Origin of the sequence: Nitrospira sp., assembly GCA_024760545.1 — a bacterium.
Classification (GTDB): domain Bacteria; phylum Nitrospirota; class Nitrospiria; order Nitrospirales; family Nitrospiraceae; genus Nitrospira_D.
The window spans coordinates 2,611,499-2,632,510 of sequence record CP060501.1 but is presented as its reverse complement, the minus strand read 5'-3'; the positions used below and the strand labels follow the sequence as shown (position 1 = coordinate 2,632,510).

18 protein-coding genes are annotated in these 21,012 nt (G+C 55.2%); 7 read left to right on the top strand and 11 right to left on the bottom strand.

Annotated features, from left to right (window positions below; genetic code table 11):
* Positions 1-96 precede the first annotated feature (96 nt).
* The 10 genes from H8K03_12395 to H8K03_12350 all read right to left on the bottom strand — a co-directional run bounded on the left by H8K03_12395 (position 97) and on the right by H8K03_12350 (position 11,820).
* The gene (locus tag H8K03_12395) at positions 97-648 is read right to left on the bottom strand and encodes a hypothetical protein (protein UVT18626.1); all 552 of its coding nucleotides are present in this window, start codon (positions 646-648) and stop codon (positions 97-99) included.
* The gene (locus tag H8K03_12390) at positions 623-1,483 is read right to left on the bottom strand and encodes a 2OG-Fe(II) oxygenase (protein ID UVT18625.1); all 861 of its coding nucleotides are present in this window, start codon (positions 1,481-1,483) and stop codon (positions 623-625) included. The genes H8K03_12395 and H8K03_12390 overlap by 26 nt, the downstream gene beginning before the upstream one ends.
* A gap of 760 nt (positions 1,484-2,243) precedes the next feature.
* Positions 2,244-3,050, bottom strand: coding sequence for a methane monooxygenase/ammonia monooxygenase subunit C (locus tag H8K03_12385; protein ID UVT18624.1), 807 nt, complete (start codon positions 3,048-3,050; stop codon positions 2,244-2,246).
* Between the two features lie 353 nt (positions 3,051-3,403).
* A complete protein-coding gene (locus tag H8K03_12380) occupies positions 3,404-4,783 on the bottom strand; it encodes a sigma-54-dependent Fis family transcriptional regulator (protein UVT18623.1) in 1,380 nt (459 codons plus the stop codon).
* 53 nt (positions 4,784-4,836) lie between these two features.
* The gene (locus H8K03_12375) at positions 4,837-5,226 is read right to left on the bottom strand and encodes a response regulator (GenBank protein UVT18622.1); all 390 of its coding nucleotides are present in this window, start codon (positions 5,224-5,226) and stop codon (positions 4,837-4,839) included.
* 264 nt (positions 5,227-5,490) lie between these two features.
* Positions 5,491-7,572 carry a PAS domain S-box protein gene (locus H8K03_12370; GenBank protein UVT18621.1) on the bottom strand — a complete coding sequence of 694 codons (2,082 nt, stop codon included), beginning with the start codon at positions 7,570-7,572 and terminating at the stop codon, positions 5,491-5,493.
* A gap of 68 nt (positions 7,573-7,640) precedes the next feature.
* A complete protein-coding gene (locus tag H8K03_12365) occupies positions 7,641-9,020 on the bottom strand; it encodes a sigma-54-dependent Fis family transcriptional regulator (GenBank protein ID UVT18620.1) in 1,380 nt (459 codons plus the stop codon).
* 149 nt (positions 9,021-9,169) lie between these two features.
* Positions 9,170-9,955 carry a hypothetical protein gene (locus H8K03_12360; GenBank protein ID UVT18619.1) on the bottom strand — a complete coding sequence of 262 codons (786 nt, stop codon included), beginning with the start codon at positions 9,953-9,955 and terminating at the stop codon, positions 9,170-9,172.
* A gap of 148 nt (positions 9,956-10,103) precedes the next feature.
* Entirely contained in the window at positions 10,104-11,273 is a 1,170-nt protein-coding gene (locus H8K03_12355; protein UVT18618.1) for a Fic family protein, read from the bottom strand.
* Between the two features lie 238 nt (positions 11,274-11,511).
* Positions 11,512-11,820, bottom strand: a complete 309-nt coding sequence (locus tag H8K03_12350) for a hypothetical protein (protein UVT18617.1) — start codon at positions 11,818-11,820, stop codon at positions 11,512-11,514.
* Between the two features lie 261 nt (positions 11,821-12,081).
* Between H8K03_12350 and H8K03_12345 the strand changes: the two genes are divergently transcribed.
* From H8K03_12345 to H8K03_12330, 4 genes are all read left to right on the top strand, one after another.
* Complete coding sequence (locus H8K03_12345) at positions 12,082-12,312, top strand: hypothetical protein (protein UVT18616.1); 231 nt, start codon at positions 12,082-12,084, stop codon at positions 12,310-12,312.
* A 216-nt stretch (positions 12,313-12,528) separates the two neighbouring features.
* Entirely contained in the window at positions 12,529-13,170 is a 642-nt protein-coding gene (locus H8K03_12340) for a PilZ domain-containing protein (GenBank protein UVT18615.1), read from the top strand.
* Positions 13,171-13,997: 827 nt separating this feature from the next.
* Entirely contained in the window at positions 13,998-16,631 is a 2,634-nt protein-coding gene (locus H8K03_12335; protein UVT18614.1) for a type II secretion system protein GspG, read from the top strand.
* 13 nt (positions 16,632-16,644) lie between these two features.
* Positions 16,645-17,814, top strand: a complete 1,170-nt coding sequence (locus H8K03_12330) for a hypothetical protein (protein UVT18613.1) — start codon at positions 16,645-16,647, stop codon at positions 17,812-17,814.
* Positions 17,815-18,175: 361 nt separating this feature from the next.
* Here H8K03_12330 and H8K03_12325 read toward each other — a convergent pair whose 3' ends face one another.
* The gene (locus H8K03_12325) at positions 18,176-19,147 is read right to left on the bottom strand and encodes an AraC family transcriptional regulator (GenBank protein ID UVT18612.1); all 972 of its coding nucleotides are present in this window, start codon (positions 19,145-19,147) and stop codon (positions 18,176-18,178) included.
* A gap of 181 nt (positions 19,148-19,328) precedes the next feature.
* Between H8K03_12325 and H8K03_12320 the strand changes: the two genes are divergently transcribed.
* From H8K03_12320 to H8K03_12310, 3 genes are all read left to right on the top strand, one after another.
* Positions 19,329-19,637, top strand: a complete 309-nt coding sequence (locus H8K03_12320) for a carboxymuconolactone decarboxylase family protein (GenBank protein UVT18611.1) — start codon at positions 19,329-19,331, stop codon at positions 19,635-19,637.
* A gap of 159 nt (positions 19,638-19,796) precedes the next feature.
* Entirely contained in the window at positions 19,797-20,114 is a 318-nt protein-coding gene (locus tag H8K03_12315) for an antibiotic biosynthesis monooxygenase (GenBank protein UVT18610.1), read from the top strand.
* Positions 20,115-20,344: 230 nt separating this feature from the next.
* Positions 20,345-20,959 carry a carbonic anhydrase gene (locus tag H8K03_12310; protein UVT18609.1) on the top strand — a complete coding sequence of 205 codons (615 nt, stop codon included), beginning with the start codon at positions 20,345-20,347 and terminating at the stop codon, positions 20,957-20,959.
* Positions 20,960-21,012: the final 53 nt, after the last annotated feature.

Genomic DNA, 21,012 nt, shown 5'->3' with positions numbered 1-21,012 from the left:
ACGGTTACGCTGATTGGCACTCGCCGGCCCAAGGCATCAGCTTGATGAATGGACTCCATACGGTGACGATCGATTCATCGCGTTCTCGTCGGCCCTTCAGTGGTCGTTGTCCAACCGAACGAGTTCTACGCGAGGCGCTCCTGACGCATTGGACTTCATGATGTGCAGGTTCGGACACCAATAGACTTCAGCCTGGCGCGCGATTTCCTGAAGTTGAGCCGACACCGCAGGTCCTCCCCGTTCGCGAACCAATCCCACACACCTGGAACAAATAAACTGACAATGGGACACACACGACCGATCAGGACATCCTCCATCATTTCCGACCTTTCCCGCCTGTCGCCGACAAAAGGCTTCCGGGTCCGATGCACTGATACTCTCCTGATAGCATAGGAGCGCGAGGTAGAAGCTGATTCGGCTCACGACGGGTCTGCCTTCGAGTGTGATTCGAACATCACGCAGGTCCCACGCCTCCTCGATCAGCTGCGCGACGATCTCGACCGATTTCGGGAAATCCTCGAAGAGTGCCACATACGCCGCTCCCTGTTCGCCAGCCTCAACCTCACAGGCCGGCGCCATCCGGACAAGCCGCAACAGGGCCGGGGCTTCGACCACCTGCGCCTCAGGAATCGCGATTGAGAGACGCACCGGCGGCTCCAGCGAGAAATCGTAAGATCGGATGGTCAGCCATCGCATCGCACTGCGACGTCGCGGTGCCCGTCATCGATGCGGGCTGCGTCCTGGACCGATGTATCATGGCGGCCGGCCCGAAGTAGGCGAAGGCATCCTTCAGATTCGAAAAGGCGCGCTGAAAAGGGCCCATTTCCGGGTCAGTCACATATTGCAGCGTAAGCACGATTCGTTCTTCCCTGGACCCGAGCGGCGTGACGGCATGCCACAGCTTGTCTCCATTGAAGATCACGAGCGACCCCGGATCGAGCAGGATGGGCTGCTCGTGTACTTCCTCCTTCATTCCGGGCGTAGGCAGGTTGGCCACGAGATGGCATTGTTCGGATCGCTCGATCAAGCCCATCAGAACTGTGTACCGCTTGCCCTTGTAGTATGAGGTATCGTAATGAAATCCGATGTGGTCACCCGGCTTCGTGTAGTAATAAAGCGCGCAGGAATGGGGATCGTGTTCCGGACAGAGCAGCAACTCCTCCTTCACGATTGTGCTCAGAAACCGACGCAACGCCGGGGAGCGATAGAGCGAGACAATGGCGGATGACTCATGGAACTCGTTCCAAATCGCATAATAACTGACGCTGCCCCCCTGCTTGTGGCCTGGAACGTAATTGCGAAAGATGTTCTTCCGGAGCAGCTCGACCTCGGTGAGACAGGGGTTGACGATTGTTTTCGGGATGAACCGATTAAGAATGAGGCATTCGTTCTGTTCCCAGTAGATACGGCCTGACTGCTCAAGATCCATTCCCGCCACCGTGCGATTCAGGTGATCCTCCACATCGATCGTCTTGCACTGCATGGGACCTCCTCTATGATAAGGATCGGTCCGACCCCCACAGACCGATCACACACACGCGCCGCATGCGAATAGAAAATGAGGGGGCCACTCTCACGTGTGACCCCCTCACCGCTGACACGTGGCGGTCGGGGCAACCGCTCACCTTGAAACAATGGGCTGGATAGTGACAGGGCGTCTCACTATCCAGCACCCACAGATCCTGGCCTCTCTGTATGCTTCCCAGACTTCCGCAACGTTCGTGCCATGATTGTCCCTAGTCACTCAACCTAATCATTCGCGTGCCAGAAGCGACAAAGGGGCTTTCACCTTGAGTATCAGCGTCTGTTGACGATGCACACGTAATCCATCAGTTTGGACAATCGCAAAAGGGTCCTCGCTCAATTGTTCAGATATCATTCACTTATGCTGTCCACACCGATAGACGTCCACCTGCGAGATAAAGGGAGAAATGGAACACAAGAGGCGTCTGGACTATTCGGCGCTGTATGAGCAGGTACCTCAAGCCGATGGGATGCGCATTTCGATATGCGGGATTCAAACTCCGCATTCATCGATGCGAAAAGAAATCAGAACGATGAGGATACCCTCATCGATCGCGCATGTGAGGAAAGAATGAGGTGAAGGAAGATCCACCGACTGGTGCGACGACCACCACGGAACATTATTTGGCCCGGTACCTCGATCATGGAGTACCGGGCCTCGTCAGACCAATTAGAGGCGCTAGCCTGACACTGGAATTTCCCTACTTCTTGGCCTCTGCTTAGTACGTAGTCTTGGTGCCCACCTGTTTGGAAAACGGATCGAGGATATCTTTAGAAGCACCATTCCAGATCACGTCCGCCAGGTTTGACATGCGCGAGACGATCTGCGCCGCCACCCCGCCGGCCGCGCCGAACAATCCGCACCAGCCCAACGTCACGAAGCCCCAGTGCAAGGGCGCCGAGAACAGTTCGTCTACGAACCAGAACGCATGGCCCCACTCGTTCAACCCCACGTTCGGCAGAATCATCATCGGTCCAACCACCGCCGCGACCAACGGGAAGGACGTCGCCTGCGCATAGAGTGGCAACCGGGTCTGCGCGTAGAGATAACTGGACACGCCGCACGTAATGTACAACGGGAAGCTTCCGTAGAACGCCACGATATGGCTCGCGGTGAAGCTCGTGTCTCGGATGATCACCTGGTGCCAGGCCGCGTCCTGTTCCAGCGTATAGCTCCCCGCGTAGTACACGCCCCAGATGTAACAGACCAGCCAGCTCAGCCAATAAAAATATCTCCTCAGCTCGAGCTTGGGATCCAAGTTGGCCAAGTTGCGATCACGGGTCGTCCAAATCCATCCGACGGACACAGCGAAGAAGATGGCGTTGGCGATGATGTTAAAGCGCCACAGCCCCATCCACACCGAGTCAAACTCGGGGGTCATGGAGTCTAACCCGTGCGAATATCCGAAGATACGTTGGTACATAACCCAGAAAACACCGATCGCCAGCATCCCAAGCCAGCCTGCCTTGAGGGGCATCGTGTTATACCAAAACGCATCGATTTTCCTGGAACGTTCAGAAGCCATGCTCTCTCCCTCCTTCTGTCAAACAAACAAATGATGACCAACCCTTGCCGACCACAGGCCCTTTGCGAGAGTGTTCACACGACACATCGTTTTCACAGTCAGACAGCTCTGCGTCTGTTGAATGGGTTGAGCAAGCTTTGTGCGCAGGAATCAAGAATTGCGCGTCAGCAGAGTAGCAGTGGTGATCGTCAACGTTTCAGCCCTGTCATTCCTTTTCAGACCGATCCAAAAATCTAAACAAATAGACAGTTCCGGCATGCGGCTGAAGCGTTGTCCAGGACTTCAATGGGTTAGACAATCCAGATACTTGGACAGTTGCGACGAGGAAAGAGGTGGAAAAGGGCAAACGAACGCTACTCGATGGAATAGGCACGCAGCTTGTTGTAGAGGCTCGCTCGGCTGATCTTGAGCAACTTGGCTGCTTTCAATCGATTCCCCGCGGTCTTCTTGAGGGCATCGACAATCCGGGTACGTTCCGTCTTGGCCACAACCCCTCTCGACGCTGACCGCAAGCTCTCGTGTTCAGCAACGGCTCCGCTTGAAACAAGATCATCGCATACGAGCCACGGACCGGCTGTCGTCACGACGGCGCGCTCGATATAGTGCAGCAATTCTCGGACATTACCGTGCCATTCGGCCTCGCATAATGCCCGCATCGTTTTTTCATCGACAGATCGAACCGCTTGATGATGTCGTGCACAAGAAGCGGTGACGAAGGACTGCACCAGCAAGGGGATATCTTCACGCCGTTCCCTCAAGGCCGGTATATACAGCGGCAACACCGCCAGTCGATAGTAGAGATCTTCTCGAAACGTCTTAGCCTTCACCAATTCGGCCAAATCCTTGTTCGATGCCGAGATGACTCGCGCATGGATTTTGATCGATCTCGTCCCACCGACCGGTTTGATCTCGCCCTCCTGCAGCACACGGAGCAGCTTCGCCTGAAAGACCGGCCTTGTATCGGCAATTTCATCGAGGAAGATCGTTCCGCCCTCTGCCTCTTCGAACAAGCCCCGTTTATTCGCCACGGCTCCGGTGAAGGCTCCTTTCACATGTCCGAACAGCTCGCTTTCAAGCAGTGTTTCCGGCAATGACCCGCAATCGACGACCACGAACGGCCGATCTCGTCGGCTGCTGAGTGCGTGGATCGTTCTCGCGAGGAGTTCCTTGCCCGTTCCGCTCTCACCATGGATGAGTACCGTGGCGGAACTCTCCGACACCAGGCGTGTCATATCGAACAGCTGACGCATAGCCGGACTTCGGCCCAGCAAATTTCCTAGACGAACGTCCTCGGCTGGAGCGGCAGGCTCCTGCGGCGTTGCTCGATGAAGGGACTTCGGCACCGGCGTGAACAGCACCAGCATCGACTCGACCGTTCCGTGCTGATCGGCCAAAGGAAACGCCTGCTGCATCCCGCAGGCGGCGCCGGCGCCTCCTCCCGCACAGGAGACGCACTGCACCTCCGGTGCCTCGAACACCTTCGTCGCCGGACAGGCTTCGCAAGGATCGGTTCGATGTGCAAATGCTTCATAGCATTTGGCGCGGTGCTGATGAGTCGCTTTGGTTTGTCCGGCTATCCACGCTGCTTCATTCGCGTACACGACGTTGAAGGCTCGGTCCATAACCGCCACCCGTTCGGACAGTCCGCCTGCAAGCTGTCGAATGGCTTCCAATCGTGCGGCAATGATGGGATCGCTCGGGAGGGGTGCGTTGAACAGTTCTTCGTCAGACAAGTTTGTCTCGCTTCTTGGAGTGAAGCGTCTCCTACGACCTTACGCCGTTGATGTCAGCAATCAGCTTCCGGTCTGTGGTCCAGCAGTCGTTGTACACAGTTCTTGAGATCAGCAATGCGGACCGGTTTGTCGAAGTAGGCGTTGGCCCCTGCTCGTATCACTTGGGCTTTCAACGCCGCATCGCCGAACGCCGTGATGACGACAATGGGGCACCTAGGGGCCACGGTCCGCAACCGACTGATGTAATCCGCCCCCCCGGCCGGCATACGCAGATCGGTTAAAATCAGGTCTGGCACCGATTGCAGAACCGCCAGAAAGGCTTCGTCTCCGTCCCTGGCTTCACGGAGCTGATACCCGGTGCCCCACAGTTCATCGCAAAGCAGACTGCGCATCTCCCGGTCATCTTCGACGATCAGCACCACATCAGCTTTTCCCGTTGCCACAGTGGTCATCCTCTTTGTACCTCTGCCCCTGTATCAGTGGACTGCAAGAAGCGGGCAAGAGGGCCGCCCATAAGAACAATGGGCATGGTAAGTCTAATTTCAAAGAAATCCCGCGGGTTGCTGATGCCGGCAGGGCGGCAGTGATGAGAAACACCACACTCAAGGCGGAAGGCGCCGTTGCGAGATGCTACAGCGCTCGGCGGGTTGAACCTCTCACAAGGCCCAGGACTACACGCGCAGGACTCAGCCCATGGCGGACGGCTGCTATGGGCTCTGCGGAAGCAGAATCGTAAACTTCGTGCCTTTGCCCTCTTCGCTTTTCACGGCAATGGAACCCTGATGCTCTTCAATGATGCCTTTCACGACGGTCAATCCTAATCCGGTTCCTTTGCCGAATTCTTTCGTCGTAAAGAACGGTTCGAATATTTTCTCGACCGCATGCCCGGGAATGCCATGGCCCGTATCAGCGACCGTGAGTTTGACCATTCGATTCTCCGGCGCCAGGCCGATTCGCAAGGTCCCGCCGTCCGGCATCGCATGCACGGCATTCATGACGAGATTGATGAACACCTGGCTCATTTGGTCGGGATCGGCCATCGCCATCGGGCAAGAATCAGCCAATGCCGTTTCGACCTGAATCTGGTTTCGAGCAAGACGCTCTTGGAACATTTCCATCGCATCTTCCAGGACCTCTCGCAGGTCCAGCGCGCGCCGCTCCGGAGCTTTGCGTCGGGCGAACGACAGCAACTGATTCATCACCTTCGTAATCCGCTCCACCTGTGTAATGATGGTCTGGAGCCCTTTCTTGACCGGCTCCTCCGTGACACGGTCCATCAGGTACTCGGCACGGCCGAGAATGACGTTCATCGGCGTCCCGATCTCGTGGGCCATGCCGGACGCCAGTGTACCGAGTTCGGCAACCCGCTCGGTCTTGCGCAATTGGTCCTGCAGTCGCTTCCGCTCGCTGATGTCTCGGAGCATGACCAAGATGGCCGGCCCTTCCTCATCCACCAACCGGGCCGCGCTGACCTCGACATCGATCGACATTCCATCCAGGCGCACAATTTTCTCCTCGACCACCGGCACCAGTGATCGGCCTTCCAGCAATTCGTGGGTCCATTCTCTCAGGACGTCGTGATACTCGGGATGAAAGAGGCTCAGGAGTGATTTTCCCAAAACCTCATCGGCCTTCACCGCGCCGAACAGCTTGATGGCCTGGTCGTTCGCAAAGATAACGCGGTCGCCCCGGCTCACAAAGATCGCATAGGGCGAGACGGCGATCAGACGCCGGTAGCGTTCTTCGCTTTGCCGAAGCAGGTGCTCGGCTCGCTTGCGTTCAGTGACGTCGGTGACGAACCCTTCCAGGTAACTCAGTGTGCCGTCCGGTGCGTAGACCCCTTCCCCTCTTTCCCAAACCGATTTGACCTCTCCCGATTTGGTCAGGATTCGATAGGTCGTCTCGAACGGACCATGTCGCGTGACGGCTTCCTGAACCTCCTGCCAGACTCGCTCACGGTCGCCCGCATGTATCGTGTTCCCGAATGAGATGGTCCGCTGTTGGAGATATTCTCCGACGGTGTACCCGGTCAAATCGGATACTCCTTCGCTGAGATACGTGAATGACCGGTCATGGTCATTTCGGCTGCGATACACGAAACCCGGGAGATTGCCGATCAGAGTGCTGAGTTGTCGCTGGCTCTCCCTCAGGTCTTCCTCGGCCTGCTTGCGCTCGGTGATGTCTCGGAGAATGACGGTATAGTATTTCTTTTGCTCAACCGAGATATGCGAGATGGAGGCTTCGATGTGAAACTCTTGTCCGTTCGAGCGTAGCCCCATCACCGTTCCCAGTTGACCCATCTTTCGACTCGTCACACCGGACTGCCCAAACGCATGAACGTCGTGGCGATGGGCTTCGCGGAAACGTGCGGGCAAGAATCGATCGAGCGGCTGCCCGATTGCCTCTCGGATGGAGCAGACGAACATCTGTTCCGCCGCGCGATTGAACAACAGGATTCTCTGATCCTCGTCCACCGTGATGATCGCATCCATCGCGGATTCGATGATGCCTTCCAGCCTCAGCCGGCTGATCAGGAGCTGCTCCTCTACCTTCGGACGGTCCGCTTCGGAGCGTGTGACATCGGCGAGCGATCTCGTGATTGGTCCCTCCATCATCTGTTCCTTCACAGAGCGTTGGTCGATGGATCCGCGTACCCAGAGCAGGCTCCCTGCAACACGCGAATACGGAACGACCACAATGATTGTGACGTGGATGTCATCATTCGTGCTGAATCCGTGAGACACCAGGACTTCGACCATTCCCCGGAGGAGGGGCAGAGCCCACGGCATAGCACGCACCGTATTTCATCCCCGATGTGCATGCGGTCTCAATCTGACTCGATGACCGGAGGAAGCTGTCATTCTTCTGGATGAGTCTTGCCCTCGATTTCGGCGAGTTTACGATACAAGGTCTTGCGATCGATGCCAAGGGTATGAGCGGTCTGGTACTTGTTGCCGCCGGACTTCTCGAGAATCTTCTTGATGTACTCCTTCTCCAACTCATGCAAGGGCAGGGACTTTTCGGCCGCTTCGTCCAGCACGCGGCGCTCGCCGCGTGCTCCCTGCACCGCCGAGGGCAAATCATCGGGTGAAATCTTCTCGCTGCGGCTGAGCGTCACCGCCCGTTCGATGACGTTCTCCAGCTCTCGCACGTTGCCGGGCCAGGTATAGTCCATCAGCATGGCCAGCGCGGCCTCGCTCACGCCCTTGACCTCTTTCCCGCGGACGGCGCCGCACTTTTTAAGAAAAGCGTCGACTAAGAGGGGAATGTCCTCGCGCCGCTCCCGTAAGGGGGGCAGCTTGAGCTCGATGACGTTGAGCCGATAATACAGGTCCTCCCGGAACCGCTTATTCTTTACTTCCTCGCTGAGATTCAGATTGGTGGCGGCAATAATCCGCACATCGACCGAGATCGGCTTCGTCGCGCCCACCCGCCTGATTTCCTTTTCCTGAATCGCGCGAAGAATCTTGGCCTGCAGCATGAGCGGCAGCTCACTGATCTCGTCGAGAAACAACGTGCCCTTCTGCGCCTCTTCAAACAACCCTCGCTTGTCCATCTTGGCATCGGTAAAGGCTCCCCGCATATGCCCGAACAGTTCACTCTCCAACAGCTGTTCCGGAATCGCCGCGCAATTGACGGGAGTAAACGGCGCGTCTTTGCGGTCACTGTTGTAGTGGATGGCTTTGGCGACCAATTCCTTACCGGTGCCGCTCTCTCCCGTGATCAGGACATTGGTCGGACTATCGGCCACCCGGCGAATGAGATCGAAGACCATTTGGATCGCTTTGCTCTTTCCCAAAATCTGGTGGAAGCTGTACTCCTTGCGGACTTCTTTTCTAAGGCGGCTCACTTCCCGCCGCAAGGATGCCTCTCGAATGACGCGCTCGACCACGCGAATCAACTCGTCCTTCCGGACAGGCTTGGTGAGATAATCGCTGGCTCCGTGCTTCATCGCCTCGACGGCCGTTTCCACCGACCCGAATGCCGTCATGAGGATGACACTGATATCGGGATCTCGGCGCTTGATTTGGGCCAGCAATTCCAGTCCCTCCATGCCTTTCATGCGGAGGTCCGTGAGGACAACCGCGTAGTCCTCTTCTGCCAATCGTTTCAGGGCTTCTTCTCCGCTGCCGGCCATGGCGACTTGATGACCACGGTCTTTCAACATGTCATGAGCCAATTCCCGCATATCTGCATCATCATCGACGACGAGGATCGCACCCCACTCTTCAGTCATGACCGACTCCCATCTCTGTCCCAAAATGCCACAGCGCCTGATGCATTCTGCATCAGTTTGTGTCTGTTTAACGCTGGAAGCCAATGAATGCAAGTGCAGGACCAATAGAATGGTTTGATTTTTAGCTGAGCAAGCCGCTGCGTATGACTTCAGTCAGATTTGCTCCCAAGCGGAATGAATGTGACATTGGCCGCTGCCGCGGGCTTGACCGGAGGATATTTCCCCTCATAGCTGGTCGGGAAGATATACAACCGCTCACCGACCGAGAAAAGAAGTTTGTACTCCGTTCTTTCATCACCGCGAAGATACACGTTCAGTAGAGCGGATGACGGTTGTTTATCGACCCGTGCCCAGTTCATCCCCAGCTGCGTAGGAACCACATACAGACCGGCGGCAATCACGACGAGCGAGAGATATGCCATTAATGGATCAATACCCTTGTCGGCTTGGCTGAACTGCACGACGAGGAGTTCGAGTGCCGAGCTAAACAACAAGAGAATAAAGGTTACAGCCACGACTGACAGGACGATTGCCGGGGTAATGTAACCAAGTGTGGTCAGCAGTGTGGTGATCGCCATGACCCCGCCCAAGACCCATGGACCATACTGGACGACCGTGACTGAAACCTTGAATCGTTTGGTCGCTGTCAGATCGCCGTGGCTTTCGATCAAGGCCAGGTTCGTGGTGGCAAGGTATCCGAAGAGGAGAATCAGCAGCAACGGAATCCAGCTTTGACTGAAGTAGATCGCCGCCGGAACCTCATCCAATATCCACGAGGCTCCAAATTCGGAAAAATATGATCTCGTATACATCGACCCCGAAAGATACGCCGCGCCGCTAATGCCAAACAAACCGGCCAATACTTTTGGCGCCTGCTCGATAATGCGGCGAGCGCCGGCACGAGCGGCGGCCTTGTGATCGTCGTTGGACGGCATCGTTCACGATCCGGAACACCGAAAGAGCCGGCACGTTTCAAGATCAGTATTCTAGAAGGGATTCGAAGGACGGTGCAATGCGTGAGGAGGGAGATCCGTCATGCATGGATGCATGGGAACTGATGGGCAATGTTAATATTCTGCGCACTCAGGCTGACAACGGTTCTGTCCCCTCGCTGAGAATCTGTAAATAGCGATCATAAGCGAAGAGTCTGTTCCGCTGTCGGCCGGTCAGCTCGCGAATAGTTCCCAGCTTTTCAAGCAGTGCCATGCCGTTTGTCGCTGCTGGAAACGAAAGCCCTGTGCGGCGGCATATATCTGTAAGGGAAATAATCGGTCGTTCGCGAAGCGCTGAATGGACTCGAAGCGCTGACCCCGCGGCGCGGCCACTTTTCTGAATTTTCCCCTCATCACTACTGAACAATTCCACCAAACGTTGCGCCGCTGAGACCGCTCCTTGTGCGGTCGTCCGCACACCCTCCAAAAAGAAATCGATCCAAGACTCCCAATCTCCATCCATTCGGACTTGATCAAGCAGCCTGTAGTAAGTGGACCGGTTTTGTTTGAAATATAGGCTTAGGTAGAGAAGCGGCTGCGTAAGGACACCGGCATGGCACAGAAGGAGGGTGACGAGAAGCCGCCCGACCCGACCGTTGCCATCCAGAAACGGATGAACCGTTTCGAACTGGACGTGTGCAAGAGCAGCCTTGACAAGCATGGGTAATGGTATCGTTTCGTCATGAAGAAACCGCTCCAGTTGTCCCATGCAATCTTCTACGACCCGATGTGGCGGTGGGACGAAATGGGCATTTCCCGGCCGAGTCCCACCAATCCAATTCTGCGATCGGCGGAACTCTCCAGGTAGCTTGTCACTTCCCCGACCACGTGAAAGAAGTTGAGTATGAACCTCGCGAATGAGCCGATTGGAAAGAGGAAACCGTCCGCGCAATCGCTCAAGCCCATATTCCAATGCCGCAACGTAGTTGGAGACATCCACAACTTCATCCCGTGGTATCCCTGGTGCTTCCTCCAGTTCGAAGAGTAACAGTTCAGACAGGGACGATTGAGTTCCTTCAATCTGTGAGGACAACAGAGCTTCTTTTCTGACGTAAGCATAGAGAAATAGATGCGGATCTGGCAGTAATGTGGAAACACTATCAAGACGCCCCAAAGCTAACAGTGCTTGCTCAAGGAGTATTTGGCGCGTACCCGTTAGATCGAGAGGCGGTATGGGAGGAAGCGGGGTCGGGATAAAGGCTCTTACTTGCTCTCCGCCAATTTGGGAGGTCTCATACTGACCGGACAAGCCACGGTTCACTGTTGAGCCCTCCTATTTAGTGTCGCTGAATAGAGAATATGTTATTAATACATATGCCGTCAACGCTTAATAGCATAAGAGTGCTGTACGCTACTGCTTTTGACCCCCTCATAATTGATGTAGCCTCATTAGCTCATCCAGACGGTTCGGCAGGAGAGAGTGTCTGATAACCATCGAATTGTGCGCAAGTACCTGGAAAACTAGTGAACTGGCAAAGATCTAAACAGGTAAGGCAGAGTCAGTTCAAATTGATGAGATCGAGCCGGAGATCGTTCGGATCATCGGTGTGGAGGAATTTGAAGCCGCCAGGGTCCTGGTAATCCATGGTGATGCCGCTCATGCGCACGGCGCTGGCAGCGGGGATCGCCACGGTCAAGCCGTCGACGCTCTGCGCTTCGTCGTCGGGTAGCACCCGATCCTCCAGCGTGATGCTGAAGGCCAGCCGTTGGTCGTCCACGTCCTTCACCTGCACGCGGACGATGGGATCTTCCGGATGATCGAGAATCAACGCCTTCAAACGCTCGACGGCCGACCGTGTGAGCTTCATGACCTCCTCATATTCCTACGTAGCCAAGGACCAGTCAGTGAAACGTGTCCCTCACCGCCAGAGTCCTCCAAGATAACACAAGGTGTCTGCGGGATACGTCACGAAATCCCTCATGGCTGCGATGGGCCATTGGTACACGGATATGCAGGTGGAGCAGCCAGAGAGATCGTAGCCCCCGTCTCATCCAAGGTATTGATGCGGACATTGCTGTCCACATGGGTGCGATTGAACTGTCCTTCTACGTGGATGTAGACTTGACGCATGGCGCATCTTGAAACCCCGCCAACACACAATTGGTGGCTGAGAGGTGTCATCGCGCGATCAGTCGGAATCATCGCCATTGCACTCGGGTTCGTCTTCGGAATGTACGGACTCGATCACCCTGCCTCGCATTGGCTTCCGACCGCACTTGGGTTACTCGTGACCGGGACAATGGCCCAAGGCTATGGGCTTTACTGCTCGATCAAGCGGATGCGGCAACCGAATCCCTGATCGTGCTGTGTTGATTCGCGTGATCACCTGAACGCTGTTGTACCCCCAACCTGTTAGTCCTCAGCTCGCCGACAGGAAGACCTTAAGGGCCCCTAGCGGCCCGGATCAATTCTTCAGACGCCCCCCCTTTTGAAGTACCTAGTTCGAGGAAGGCGCTCGGCTGACCTTCCGGCTACCTTTTGTCTATTGGGATATGCAAAGGGGGAAGGAGCACCAATGTCGAACAGGAAGAACCCCATACGGCGCCACAGTCGGTTTCCAGTCAGTTGGTCGGTCCTCTATGGAAGTGACGAGTTTCTCGCCGAAGGGACCGTCTTGGATCTGACCTCACGGGGCTGGAGAATCGCGGGATCGATGCCTGTTGCACCCGGTATGCAGTTAACCCTGCAGGTTTCGGTTCCCGAAAAATCAACACCCCTTCGCGTCCAACGGGCGACCGTGCTCTGGGTGACCGATCAGGACTTTGCGATTGAAGCCCACGAGATGCCGCCCAACGATCAAGCCTGGGTTGCCGAGTTTCTTCGGCAGAAGCTCGGGCTCATGTGGATCTCACGGGAAGACGATCACAGGACCTCGAGTTCCACCACAGAAAAGGTACATCGTGGTGAGGCCAAGCATTCAGCTCCAGGCATTGAAGACGTCCTGGAACGGTTTCTTGCCATTGAATCCCCTTTGATAGACATTCCATCCAAGGCTCGGTGGCACTGCGACTCGGATGTTCAAGAGAATGAGGAACACACAGCCAATGAGGGCTTACCCGAAAAGACTTGGCTCGAAGCGCATCGGATCCTTCGCGGCATGGTCGCCTTGAAAGCCGCTAGGAAACGGACCGGGCGGGATCTCATTGCCGATAATTAGATAGGTCCTGCTTGACCTTCCCCCTTTAAACCAGGCCAGTGGTGGAGTGCGGCTCACTGGCCGTGACCCGTCCCACGAATGTAGGCATGCGAGAAATCCGATTGATGCATTCATTATATGCATGTGTACTGACTTGAAACGGGTAGATATTCCTCAGAACAAACTGTGAGTTATTATTTCGTTGCACTGATAGTTCAGAAGATTTGCATCTCGTAAAAGTGCGATGACGCACAACCGATTATTGCATTTCCGCGCAGAACGCGATCAAACCGCCACACAAACATCCAAGGATTCCAGCATTTCTGCAAGGGGGACCATCGCTCAACTCTTTGTAACTTTTATATCTTAAGTATCTGTCCACTTCGGATCCGCACAGAGCACCTCAGCATTCTAGAGATGGCACTGAACCTGCTCGGCTCTGCATCTGCAGAGGAATCCTCTTTTCAAACATCAGGGTTACCCACATTGTTAAATTTACCTATAAGTCGAATCGCGTGTGCGCTCTAACAGAGGCATATGTCGTGAAGAACAGCTTGAGCGTGCACTTTGCCAACTGATAGGTGCCCATCTCGTCAACTGATCCGGCTCGATCCTTATCGCTGATAAGGAGGTGGCATTACAAATTCCAGAGAGAACGTGGTCCGGATCATGAACGCTGACACTTCGACAGTCCATATCATAATCTCGAGGCGTTGATCTTGAATCCATTCTCGACCTCGATCTCACAATCTTGTGCGAAGCCAAGTGCCACGATGCCTACCACTGACTACAGTCCATACCTAGGATCGGCAGCCTTCTGGATGAAGTGCTCTTGTTAGGAGATAACCATGGCGGAAATCACGAACTCTGATCGTGTTCTTCTCAAGGCTACTTACACACCCATCACTCTTCCACAGTCGAATCCGCGTGTTGGAAACCTTGGGCGCGCTGGCGAGAAAGCCATGTTCGCAAACAGTCTTCAATTGGCACCTGGCGAAGTGCGTCAAACTCTCGATCACATGATGCGTAACTCTGCCAACGATGCGACCGAACCTCTATCCGTGCTGCAAGCGTTCGAGCAGGCTACGGATCGTGTGGCTCCCAAGCCTGAGCCTGCCAGACTGGCCGGCGTTCCAGTGTCTGCAATTCAGGCATTCGGGGCCGCCGTCATTGCGTTGAGGACGGCTCAGCGGCAGTCTGTCTCAACCGTCAACACAAACCCTGACGGCGTCGTGCCGTCGATCAAGTCTGCAACAGTGTCACCGCCCTCCGGCCTTGTGGACCTGCGAGTGATTATTGCGCACAACGCATTGACGACCTTCAATAACTCGGTGCAGATCAGTCCGATCGGCATGCTACATCTGGAGCGGATTGAAATGGCGCCAGCCGGCATCGAACGCGGCGAACTGATCGCTACAATTCCGCTCGCTCCCCAGGAAACCACGAATGTGGTTCACAAGGAATGGGCCACGACTAGCGAGGAATTCAGTTCTATCGTCACCGACTCTCTGGAGAACTACAGCGAAAAAGGCGTGACCGAAAAATCGGAACTGGCTGATGCCACCAACAGCGAGACGAAGCATTCGAGCCAGATCAGTCTGGGGGCAACGGTTTCTGGATCGTATGGTACCGTCAGCTTCAGTACGAATGCCTCGCTCGGTGTCAATGATTCCAACGACCAGAGCCAGCAGGTAAGCCGTAAGCAAGCCTCAGAGATCACGAGTAAGGCAGCCGCCCGCGTGCGAAAAGAACGCAAAGTGACGATTGAGACGCAGGCGACCGTTGGAAAGGAAGATACCTCAGTCCGGACCATTACGAACCCCAGCTCCACCGATTCGATGCGTATCGACTATTACTCCATGATGCGCAAATGGCGTGTTCGTCTCCTCCAATACGGGATCCGGATGACCTATGATATCGCCGTGCCCGAACCTGGCGCTACTCTGAGAGAATCGCACGCCTTCCTTGCCTACCTCGACGCAAAGACCTCCACGCCGTTCAGTTTTCCTCTCTTGGTATCCGACATTAACGAAAGCAGCTATCTTAACCTTGCCTCGCAGTATGGTGTTTCCGTTGCGCCTCCGCCACAGCCTATTGTCAATCAGCGGATCGGCGGTGCCGTGCAGGGTTTAGGCAAGCTGGGCGATGATGAAGGTTGGCACTTCTTCGAGCTCTCGGTCGACGTGCCAGATGGATACCGGATCTCCGCCATCTGGCTGGATGCCATGATCGGCAACGTTGACAATGATCCGGTGGCTCGCAACTTCATCGTCTTCGGTTACGGACAACCGCCGGGACTCGGAACCAACGGCAAGGCAGCGTTTATCGAGAACTTGAGCAGCGCTGGTGGTTTTCTCATCAACCGAACAGGCCACCAGAAAATCGTCTACTTCCTGCAGAATGTGGACGCGGCTGCCGTCACCTTCAGCATCGACTTTGCGCCATTGGACGCATCGATGGATCAGTGGCGTTTCGGGGTCTGGCAGGCCCTGCATGACGCCGCACGCGATGCCTACTACACCAGCATTCAGGCTCTCGCAAGCCAACGCGATGCACTGCGCAAACGGATCGAAGGACCTGACACGCTCACACTCCGTCAGGAAGAGCGCATCGAAGTCATGAAGGGCGCCCTGCGTTGGCTCCTCGGTCCAGATTTCGACTTCATGCCTGACAGTGTGACGGCATTGTTCCCACCACCCGTTCAGTCTGGAGGTTTAGCCTTCACTGGAAACAAGCTTGGCCTTGATTCGAGCGGCTGGATGGCAATGTTCCGTTATCAGGAAATGGTCAAGTTTCTCCAGCAAGCCATCGAATGGGAGAACCTACTCTACTTTCTATATCCGTACTTTTGGGATGTGCCACCCGCTTGGGATTTCGTGCGCACTCTCGAGCATCCTGATTCGGAGCGGCAGAAATTTCTCCGCGCCGGCAGTGCCCGGATCGTGCTGACCATTCGACCGGGATTTGAACAAGCTTTCACCGCCTTCGTCGATCAGGGAGCCTTTGGCGCGATTCTTCCACCGGGACATCCCTATCTAACCATCGGCCAAGAAGTCCAGGCCTACGACAAGACAAATTACCCAGGGATTCCGCCAGCCAATGCAGACTCCGATTTTCGGCCCCTCCTGTCCACACTCCAGCGCAAATCCTGGCTGGACATGCAAGCGATCATTTCAGCTCTTGAAGACTACAAAACCGCGAACGGCTCGTACCCTTCGACCGTCCAGGGACTCGCCGCCTTGGCGAACCCTTCTCTGGCTGCTGCTGATCCCTGGGGAAATGCGTGGATCTACAAATGCCCTGGGGTGTTCACAGACTACGAGCTGTCCTCCCTTGGCGCTGACAACAAGTCTGGCGGCGAAGGTCTGGATGCGGACATTACGAGTTGGGCTCCCTCTTCGCTGATCGCCGAATGGTTCGAATACACACCCTCGAAGGGCGTTGACATTCAGCTCAATACGGCCCCTGCGCTCATGGCTTGAGCAAGGGACGGCTATGAGGGTTGGCTTCAACTATTCGGTTTCGTACAACCGATTCGGATCCGAAATTGGTCCTGACCTATGGGTCGCAGACGCAGAATGGGACGCCCGAAACCAAAAGGAGACCCTTGGCCGAGTCGCCGATATCCCATTGCCGCCGCTTTTCAACTTCATCGACCGCAATCTCGCCAATCTGAGCCGAATGAAAGTGTCCGTCGTCCGGTGGTTCTTGCTCGGCCACGGCAACAACTACGGACCCAGACCGATTCCCTTTCTCAGAGTTCAGACCGGCGCACCGCGTAGTGTCGCGGCTGCCTCGAGGTACCCCGATTACAACTTTGCGCCCCCAGCCAAACTGGACGCTCGCTTTCGCCGGGATTTTGTTGAGATGTTAACTCGTTTCAAGAACGCAGGCATGCAGATTATCCCTTCGTTGATTTCCTTCGAATTCAGTTCAGCCCAACGTTTCACTACTGGACCCAGGACGAACACCGGTGCTGCAGGGCGCGCCGACATCATTCGCGACCTCGGGAAGCAGAGCACTTTCTTGGACACCGTGCTTGACGAACTGCTCCAAGCATCCATCCCGTTCAAGGATCAGATTTACGCGTGGGAGATCGTCAATGAACCTGTCTGGATGTATCTCGACATCGGGGCCAATTCATATCCCAGAAACTGGGTTCAGCACGTACCCGAAGTTGCGTTCAACGAATTGAAGACCTTCTTGGAAAACGCAGTCCAGCGAATTGACAAGGCCGGGTTCAAATCTACGGTCGGTCATCGTTATTACAGTGATCTTTCGCGCTTGCCCTCCGGGACCGCACCCCAATTCCACTACTATGCAGACAACAGTACCGTTCGCTGGGTTACGTCAGGTCTCGGATATCCTGCTGATCCCGGGAAAATTGCGGGTAGCCAGCTCTTTACAGGGAATCCCAAGCCGTTCGTCGGTGAGTTCGGCTCCGATCACAACGTGGGTCTGGCACGCGCCTGGTTGTCTGACTTTTCGAGCGGTGACAGCACGCGGGCACGGCTGGAATTGCTCGCCAAGGAAGGTTGCGATCTGGCACTCATCTGGCCCGATCGTGCAGACAGCGCGACAGCTGATCCGATCAAACTGCAGCAAGACACACGCAAGGCGATCATCGATTTCACAGGGGGCACACTTCCACCCGCTGACCAGTAAGAGCCTCACTTGCAGTTCGTTCAGCACGCCGGCACTCCCTATACCTCCAAAAAATCGGATGAGGTCGGTCACCCACATAGCATGGTCTCCGTGACCTTCAGGCCGGATGATACGGCCCGGAGAAACGAATGAATCTGGCGCAGTGATCGACACGATTTGGGTTTCGGTGAACTTCGACTGCCGCATGAAAACCTCCTGGTTAGGGTGGCTATACTGCCAGAAAGTTCTCCTGTTGGCTGTCTACGATTGCGGGGAGCTTACAATCTGTTCTTCCGTGTGCCGTTTACGTGTCATGCCCCCCTCCTATTAAGCCCATCTCCGCAGTACTTCCTTCCCAATGATCTAGTTTTCGGAGGGAAGGTCAGCGTGCAGTTGCTTTTGATTGGCTGCGGAACCGGGCCGGTGGAAGGCCGAACTGCCGTTTGAATGCGCGGTTGAAGGAGGGTTCCGATTCATAACCGACCTCACCAGCAATATGGGCCACACTGTTGCTCGTAGATCGGAGGAGTTGCGCTCCGAGGGACAGTCGCCACCGTGCAAGATACGACATCGGGCTTTCCGAGAGATATCGCCGAAATCGCTCCGTCAGCACGGATCGAGAAATCCCTATCTCTTTTGTGAGGGATGCGATCGTCCAAGGGTGCGCGGGGTTGCGATGCAAGAGGGCTAAGACTCTTCCGACTTCTGGGTCACGAACGCCTGCCAACCATCCTCTCTGTTCAGGGGAGAGTGCGGCGATATATTGCCGCAGCGTCTCGATGAACAAGACTTCTGATAGCCGTGCGAGCACCGCTCGATTACCGGGCTGAGACCGATCTGCATGATCCACTGAATAGCGGATGGTTTGCTCGAGCCAATGGCTCGAGGCATCTGTGCGCACATTGACCTTTAGAATGGGTGGCAGCCCTCCCAGGATAAGCCGGCTAAGCTGCGGATCACACGCCATATATCCGCAGATGAATTTGGCGACTTCTCCGCCTCCACCCATGCGCGCAACCTTTAGACCTTGCGCCAATACTTGTCTCACCTGCTCTCCATTGTCGCTCGGTTTGACCACCGGCCCGTTTCTCAATGCATGCGGGTCTCCATGAGGAAGGATGACCAAATCCCCGGCACTGAGGGGAAGCGGAAGACTATTGCCTTCGACTTCTGCATAACCGTGACCGTCGGTCAGCAAGTGGAAGATGATGACATGTTTGGCGCCGACAGACAGATACGGCGCGAGCACGGTCGAAGGAGGGGAGTAAAAGCACCAGGGCGCTGAAAATTCCGCATTGTAAAACACGGCGCCGTCGAGTTTGATGGCTTCAAGAACCTCGGACAAGACATCCATATCATTCCGCTGCGCTGCGGGCGTTTCGGCAAAGTATGCCAGTCATCCAATCAAATTAAACGCAGTTTAGCACGCTCCTGTTAAGAGAATCAGTCATTCGGGTAAGGCAAAAACCCGCCGTTACTCTTACTGTGCAACCTGCACAACATGTTTTCAATCTCACACACTCTAGGAGGTCAGCATGTATGAAATGAAAAATCTTGGACGATTAAAACAGTTGGAAGTTCACGCTCCTGAAGCCACGAAGGCATTTTGGGCCTTTGACAAGGCAGCTTGGTCGGAGGGAGCCATTCCCAAAAAGTACAAAGAACTGATTGCCGTCGCGGTAGCGTTAACAATTCAATGCCCCTATTGCATTGAGCTTCATGTGGCGAGGGCACGAGAAGCAGGCTCGTCGGAACCTGAGATCGCCGAAACTATTCTCGCTGCGGCAGCACTTCGTGCGGGCGGCGCAATCACCCACGGGACCCACGCCCTAAAGGAAATCTAAAGGAGCTCCTTTGAGAAGCTGGTCTACCCACGCAAGGAGCTGGAGGATGCCTTCTGTGTTTCTAAGTAGCAGAGGCCCTCCGTAGCTTGAACCTCATATCAATTGAGTACGTTCAGCATCTCAAACAACATTAAAAAACGATTGAAAGGAGAATTAGACATGCTTTCAGTAGGATTCTTTGTACGACTTGAAGCGAAACCGGGGAAGGAAAAAGAAACGGCCGCCTTCCTAAAACAAGGTCTTGAATTAGCGAATCAAGAAACCACCACTCCGCTGTGGTTCGCGCTGCGACTGGGTCCCTCCACCTTCGCAGTATTCGATGCTTTTCATGATGAGTCGGGAAGGCAAGCTCATCTCAATGGGCCCATCGCTCAAGCCCTCTTTGCCAACGCCCCACATCTACTAGCCGTGCCGCCTTCCATAGAAAAAATAGAGATTCTGGGCACCAAGCTTTCGGAGGAGGTGCTTGTCTCGTAAAGGAGTGTGATCGGCTGGCGGCCCTGCAGAAAGGCCGCCAGCATGACTAACAATGCAATTTCCCAGGCACTAGGTAGGTGCTTCGAGTCGCGCTAACGACCTGATGCTCTACTGTATCTAAATTCACGCAAGAAACCGCGCCCGGGCGAGGAATCAGTGACTGCACCGACCACTTTGGATGGCTTGATCCTTCGCCCCAAGCGCACAACTTTCAACAAGGAGGCCCACACATGAGCCAGTTCGACCGATATGCGTTCAGCGCCAGCCCAACATTTCATGAGGCCAAAACCCGCGAGGCGTTTTCGCATGCTGTGCCACTCACGACTCTTGTCATTTATTGTTACGACCCACGAGCAGCGGCTATTCCCAATGCCGTGGCCGAACTGTTGGACAATGAAGTCTTTCCAGGTGAAGTCATCCTTGACGGGTTTGGCAAGCGCGTCGCCAGCTCAACAACACTTTTCCCGGTCATCGTGGCCGGAGGCCGCGCGATTGATGCGCTACGTTCTATCACCGTCGCACAGCATCTGTTCGGCCTTAAAAATGTCGTCGTGGTGCATCATTCCTATTGTGGAGCGACGACTTTTACCCCCAAAGGGATAATCGATGCCTATAAACGTGAACAACATGCGGACATTTCAAACCTCTACGACCCGGGAAGCATCTGCATCGAGGATTATGAAGCATCGCTAAAACGAGATACGGGACTCATTCGAGCCCACGCTGGGACGCCGCTGCACGTGAACATCTTTGGCTATTTCTATGATATCGACACTGGTGCTCTGACAGAGGTCGTGAAGGACGAAGCCTTGGCCGTGCTACAGCCGACAGGGTTAACCCTATAGGCAGAGCTGGGATTATGAAGTTTTCACATTTGATGGTGCCTCGAGCCTGTTCG

What these genes read in the sequence shown, in the direction of transcription:
- H8K03_12390 (UVT18625.1), bottom strand. Translation starts at nt 1,483, where the DNA reads ATGCAGTGCAAGACGATCGATGTGGAGGATCACCTGAATCGCACGGTG.
- H8K03_12385 (UVT18624.1), bottom strand. Translation starts at nt 3,050, where the DNA reads ATGGCTTCTGAACGTTCCAGGAAAATCGATGCGTTTTGGTATAACACG.
- H8K03_12370 (UVT18621.1), bottom strand. Translation starts at nt 7,572, where the DNA reads ATGCCGTGGGCTCTGCCCCTCCTCCGGGGAATGGTCGAAGTCCTGGTG.
- H8K03_12365 (UVT18620.1), bottom strand. Translation starts at nt 9,020, where the DNA reads ATGACTGAAGAGTGGGGTGCGATCCTCGTCGTCGATGATGATGCAGAT.
- H8K03_12360 (UVT18619.1), bottom strand. Translation starts at nt 9,955, where the DNA reads ATGCCGTCCAACGACGATCACAAGGCCGCCGCTCGTGCCGGCGCTCGC.
- H8K03_12350 (UVT18617.1), bottom strand. Translation starts at nt 11,820, where the DNA reads ATGAAGCTCACACGGTCGGCCGTCGAGCGTTTGAAGGCGTTGATTCTC.
- H8K03_12345 (UVT18616.1), top strand. Translation starts at nt 12,082, where the DNA reads ATGGCGCATCTTGAAACCCCGCCAACACACAATTGGTGGCTGAGAGGT.
- H8K03_12340 (UVT18615.1), top strand. Translation starts at nt 12,529, where the DNA reads ATGTCGAACAGGAAGAACCCCATACGGCGCCACAGTCGGTTTCCAGTC.
- H8K03_12335 (UVT18614.1), top strand. Translation starts at nt 13,998, where the DNA reads ATGGCGGAAATCACGAACTCTGATCGTGTTCTTCTCAAGGCTACTTAC.
- H8K03_12330 (UVT18613.1), top strand. Translation starts at nt 16,645, where the DNA reads ATGAGGGTTGGCTTCAACTATTCGGTTTCGTACAACCGATTCGGATCC.
- H8K03_12325 (UVT18612.1), bottom strand. Translation starts at nt 19,147, where the DNA reads ATGGATGTCTTGTCCGAGGTTCTTGAAGCCATCAAACTCGACGGCGCC.
- H8K03_12320 (UVT18611.1), top strand. Translation starts at nt 19,329, where the DNA reads ATGTATGAAATGAAAAATCTTGGACGATTAAAACAGTTGGAAGTTCAC.
- H8K03_12315 (UVT18610.1), top strand. Translation starts at nt 19,797, where the DNA reads ATGCTTTCAGTAGGATTCTTTGTACGACTTGAAGCGAAACCGGGGAAG.
- H8K03_12310 (UVT18609.1), top strand. Translation starts at nt 20,345, where the DNA reads ATGAGCCAGTTCGACCGATATGCGTTCAGCGCCAGCCCAACATTTCAT.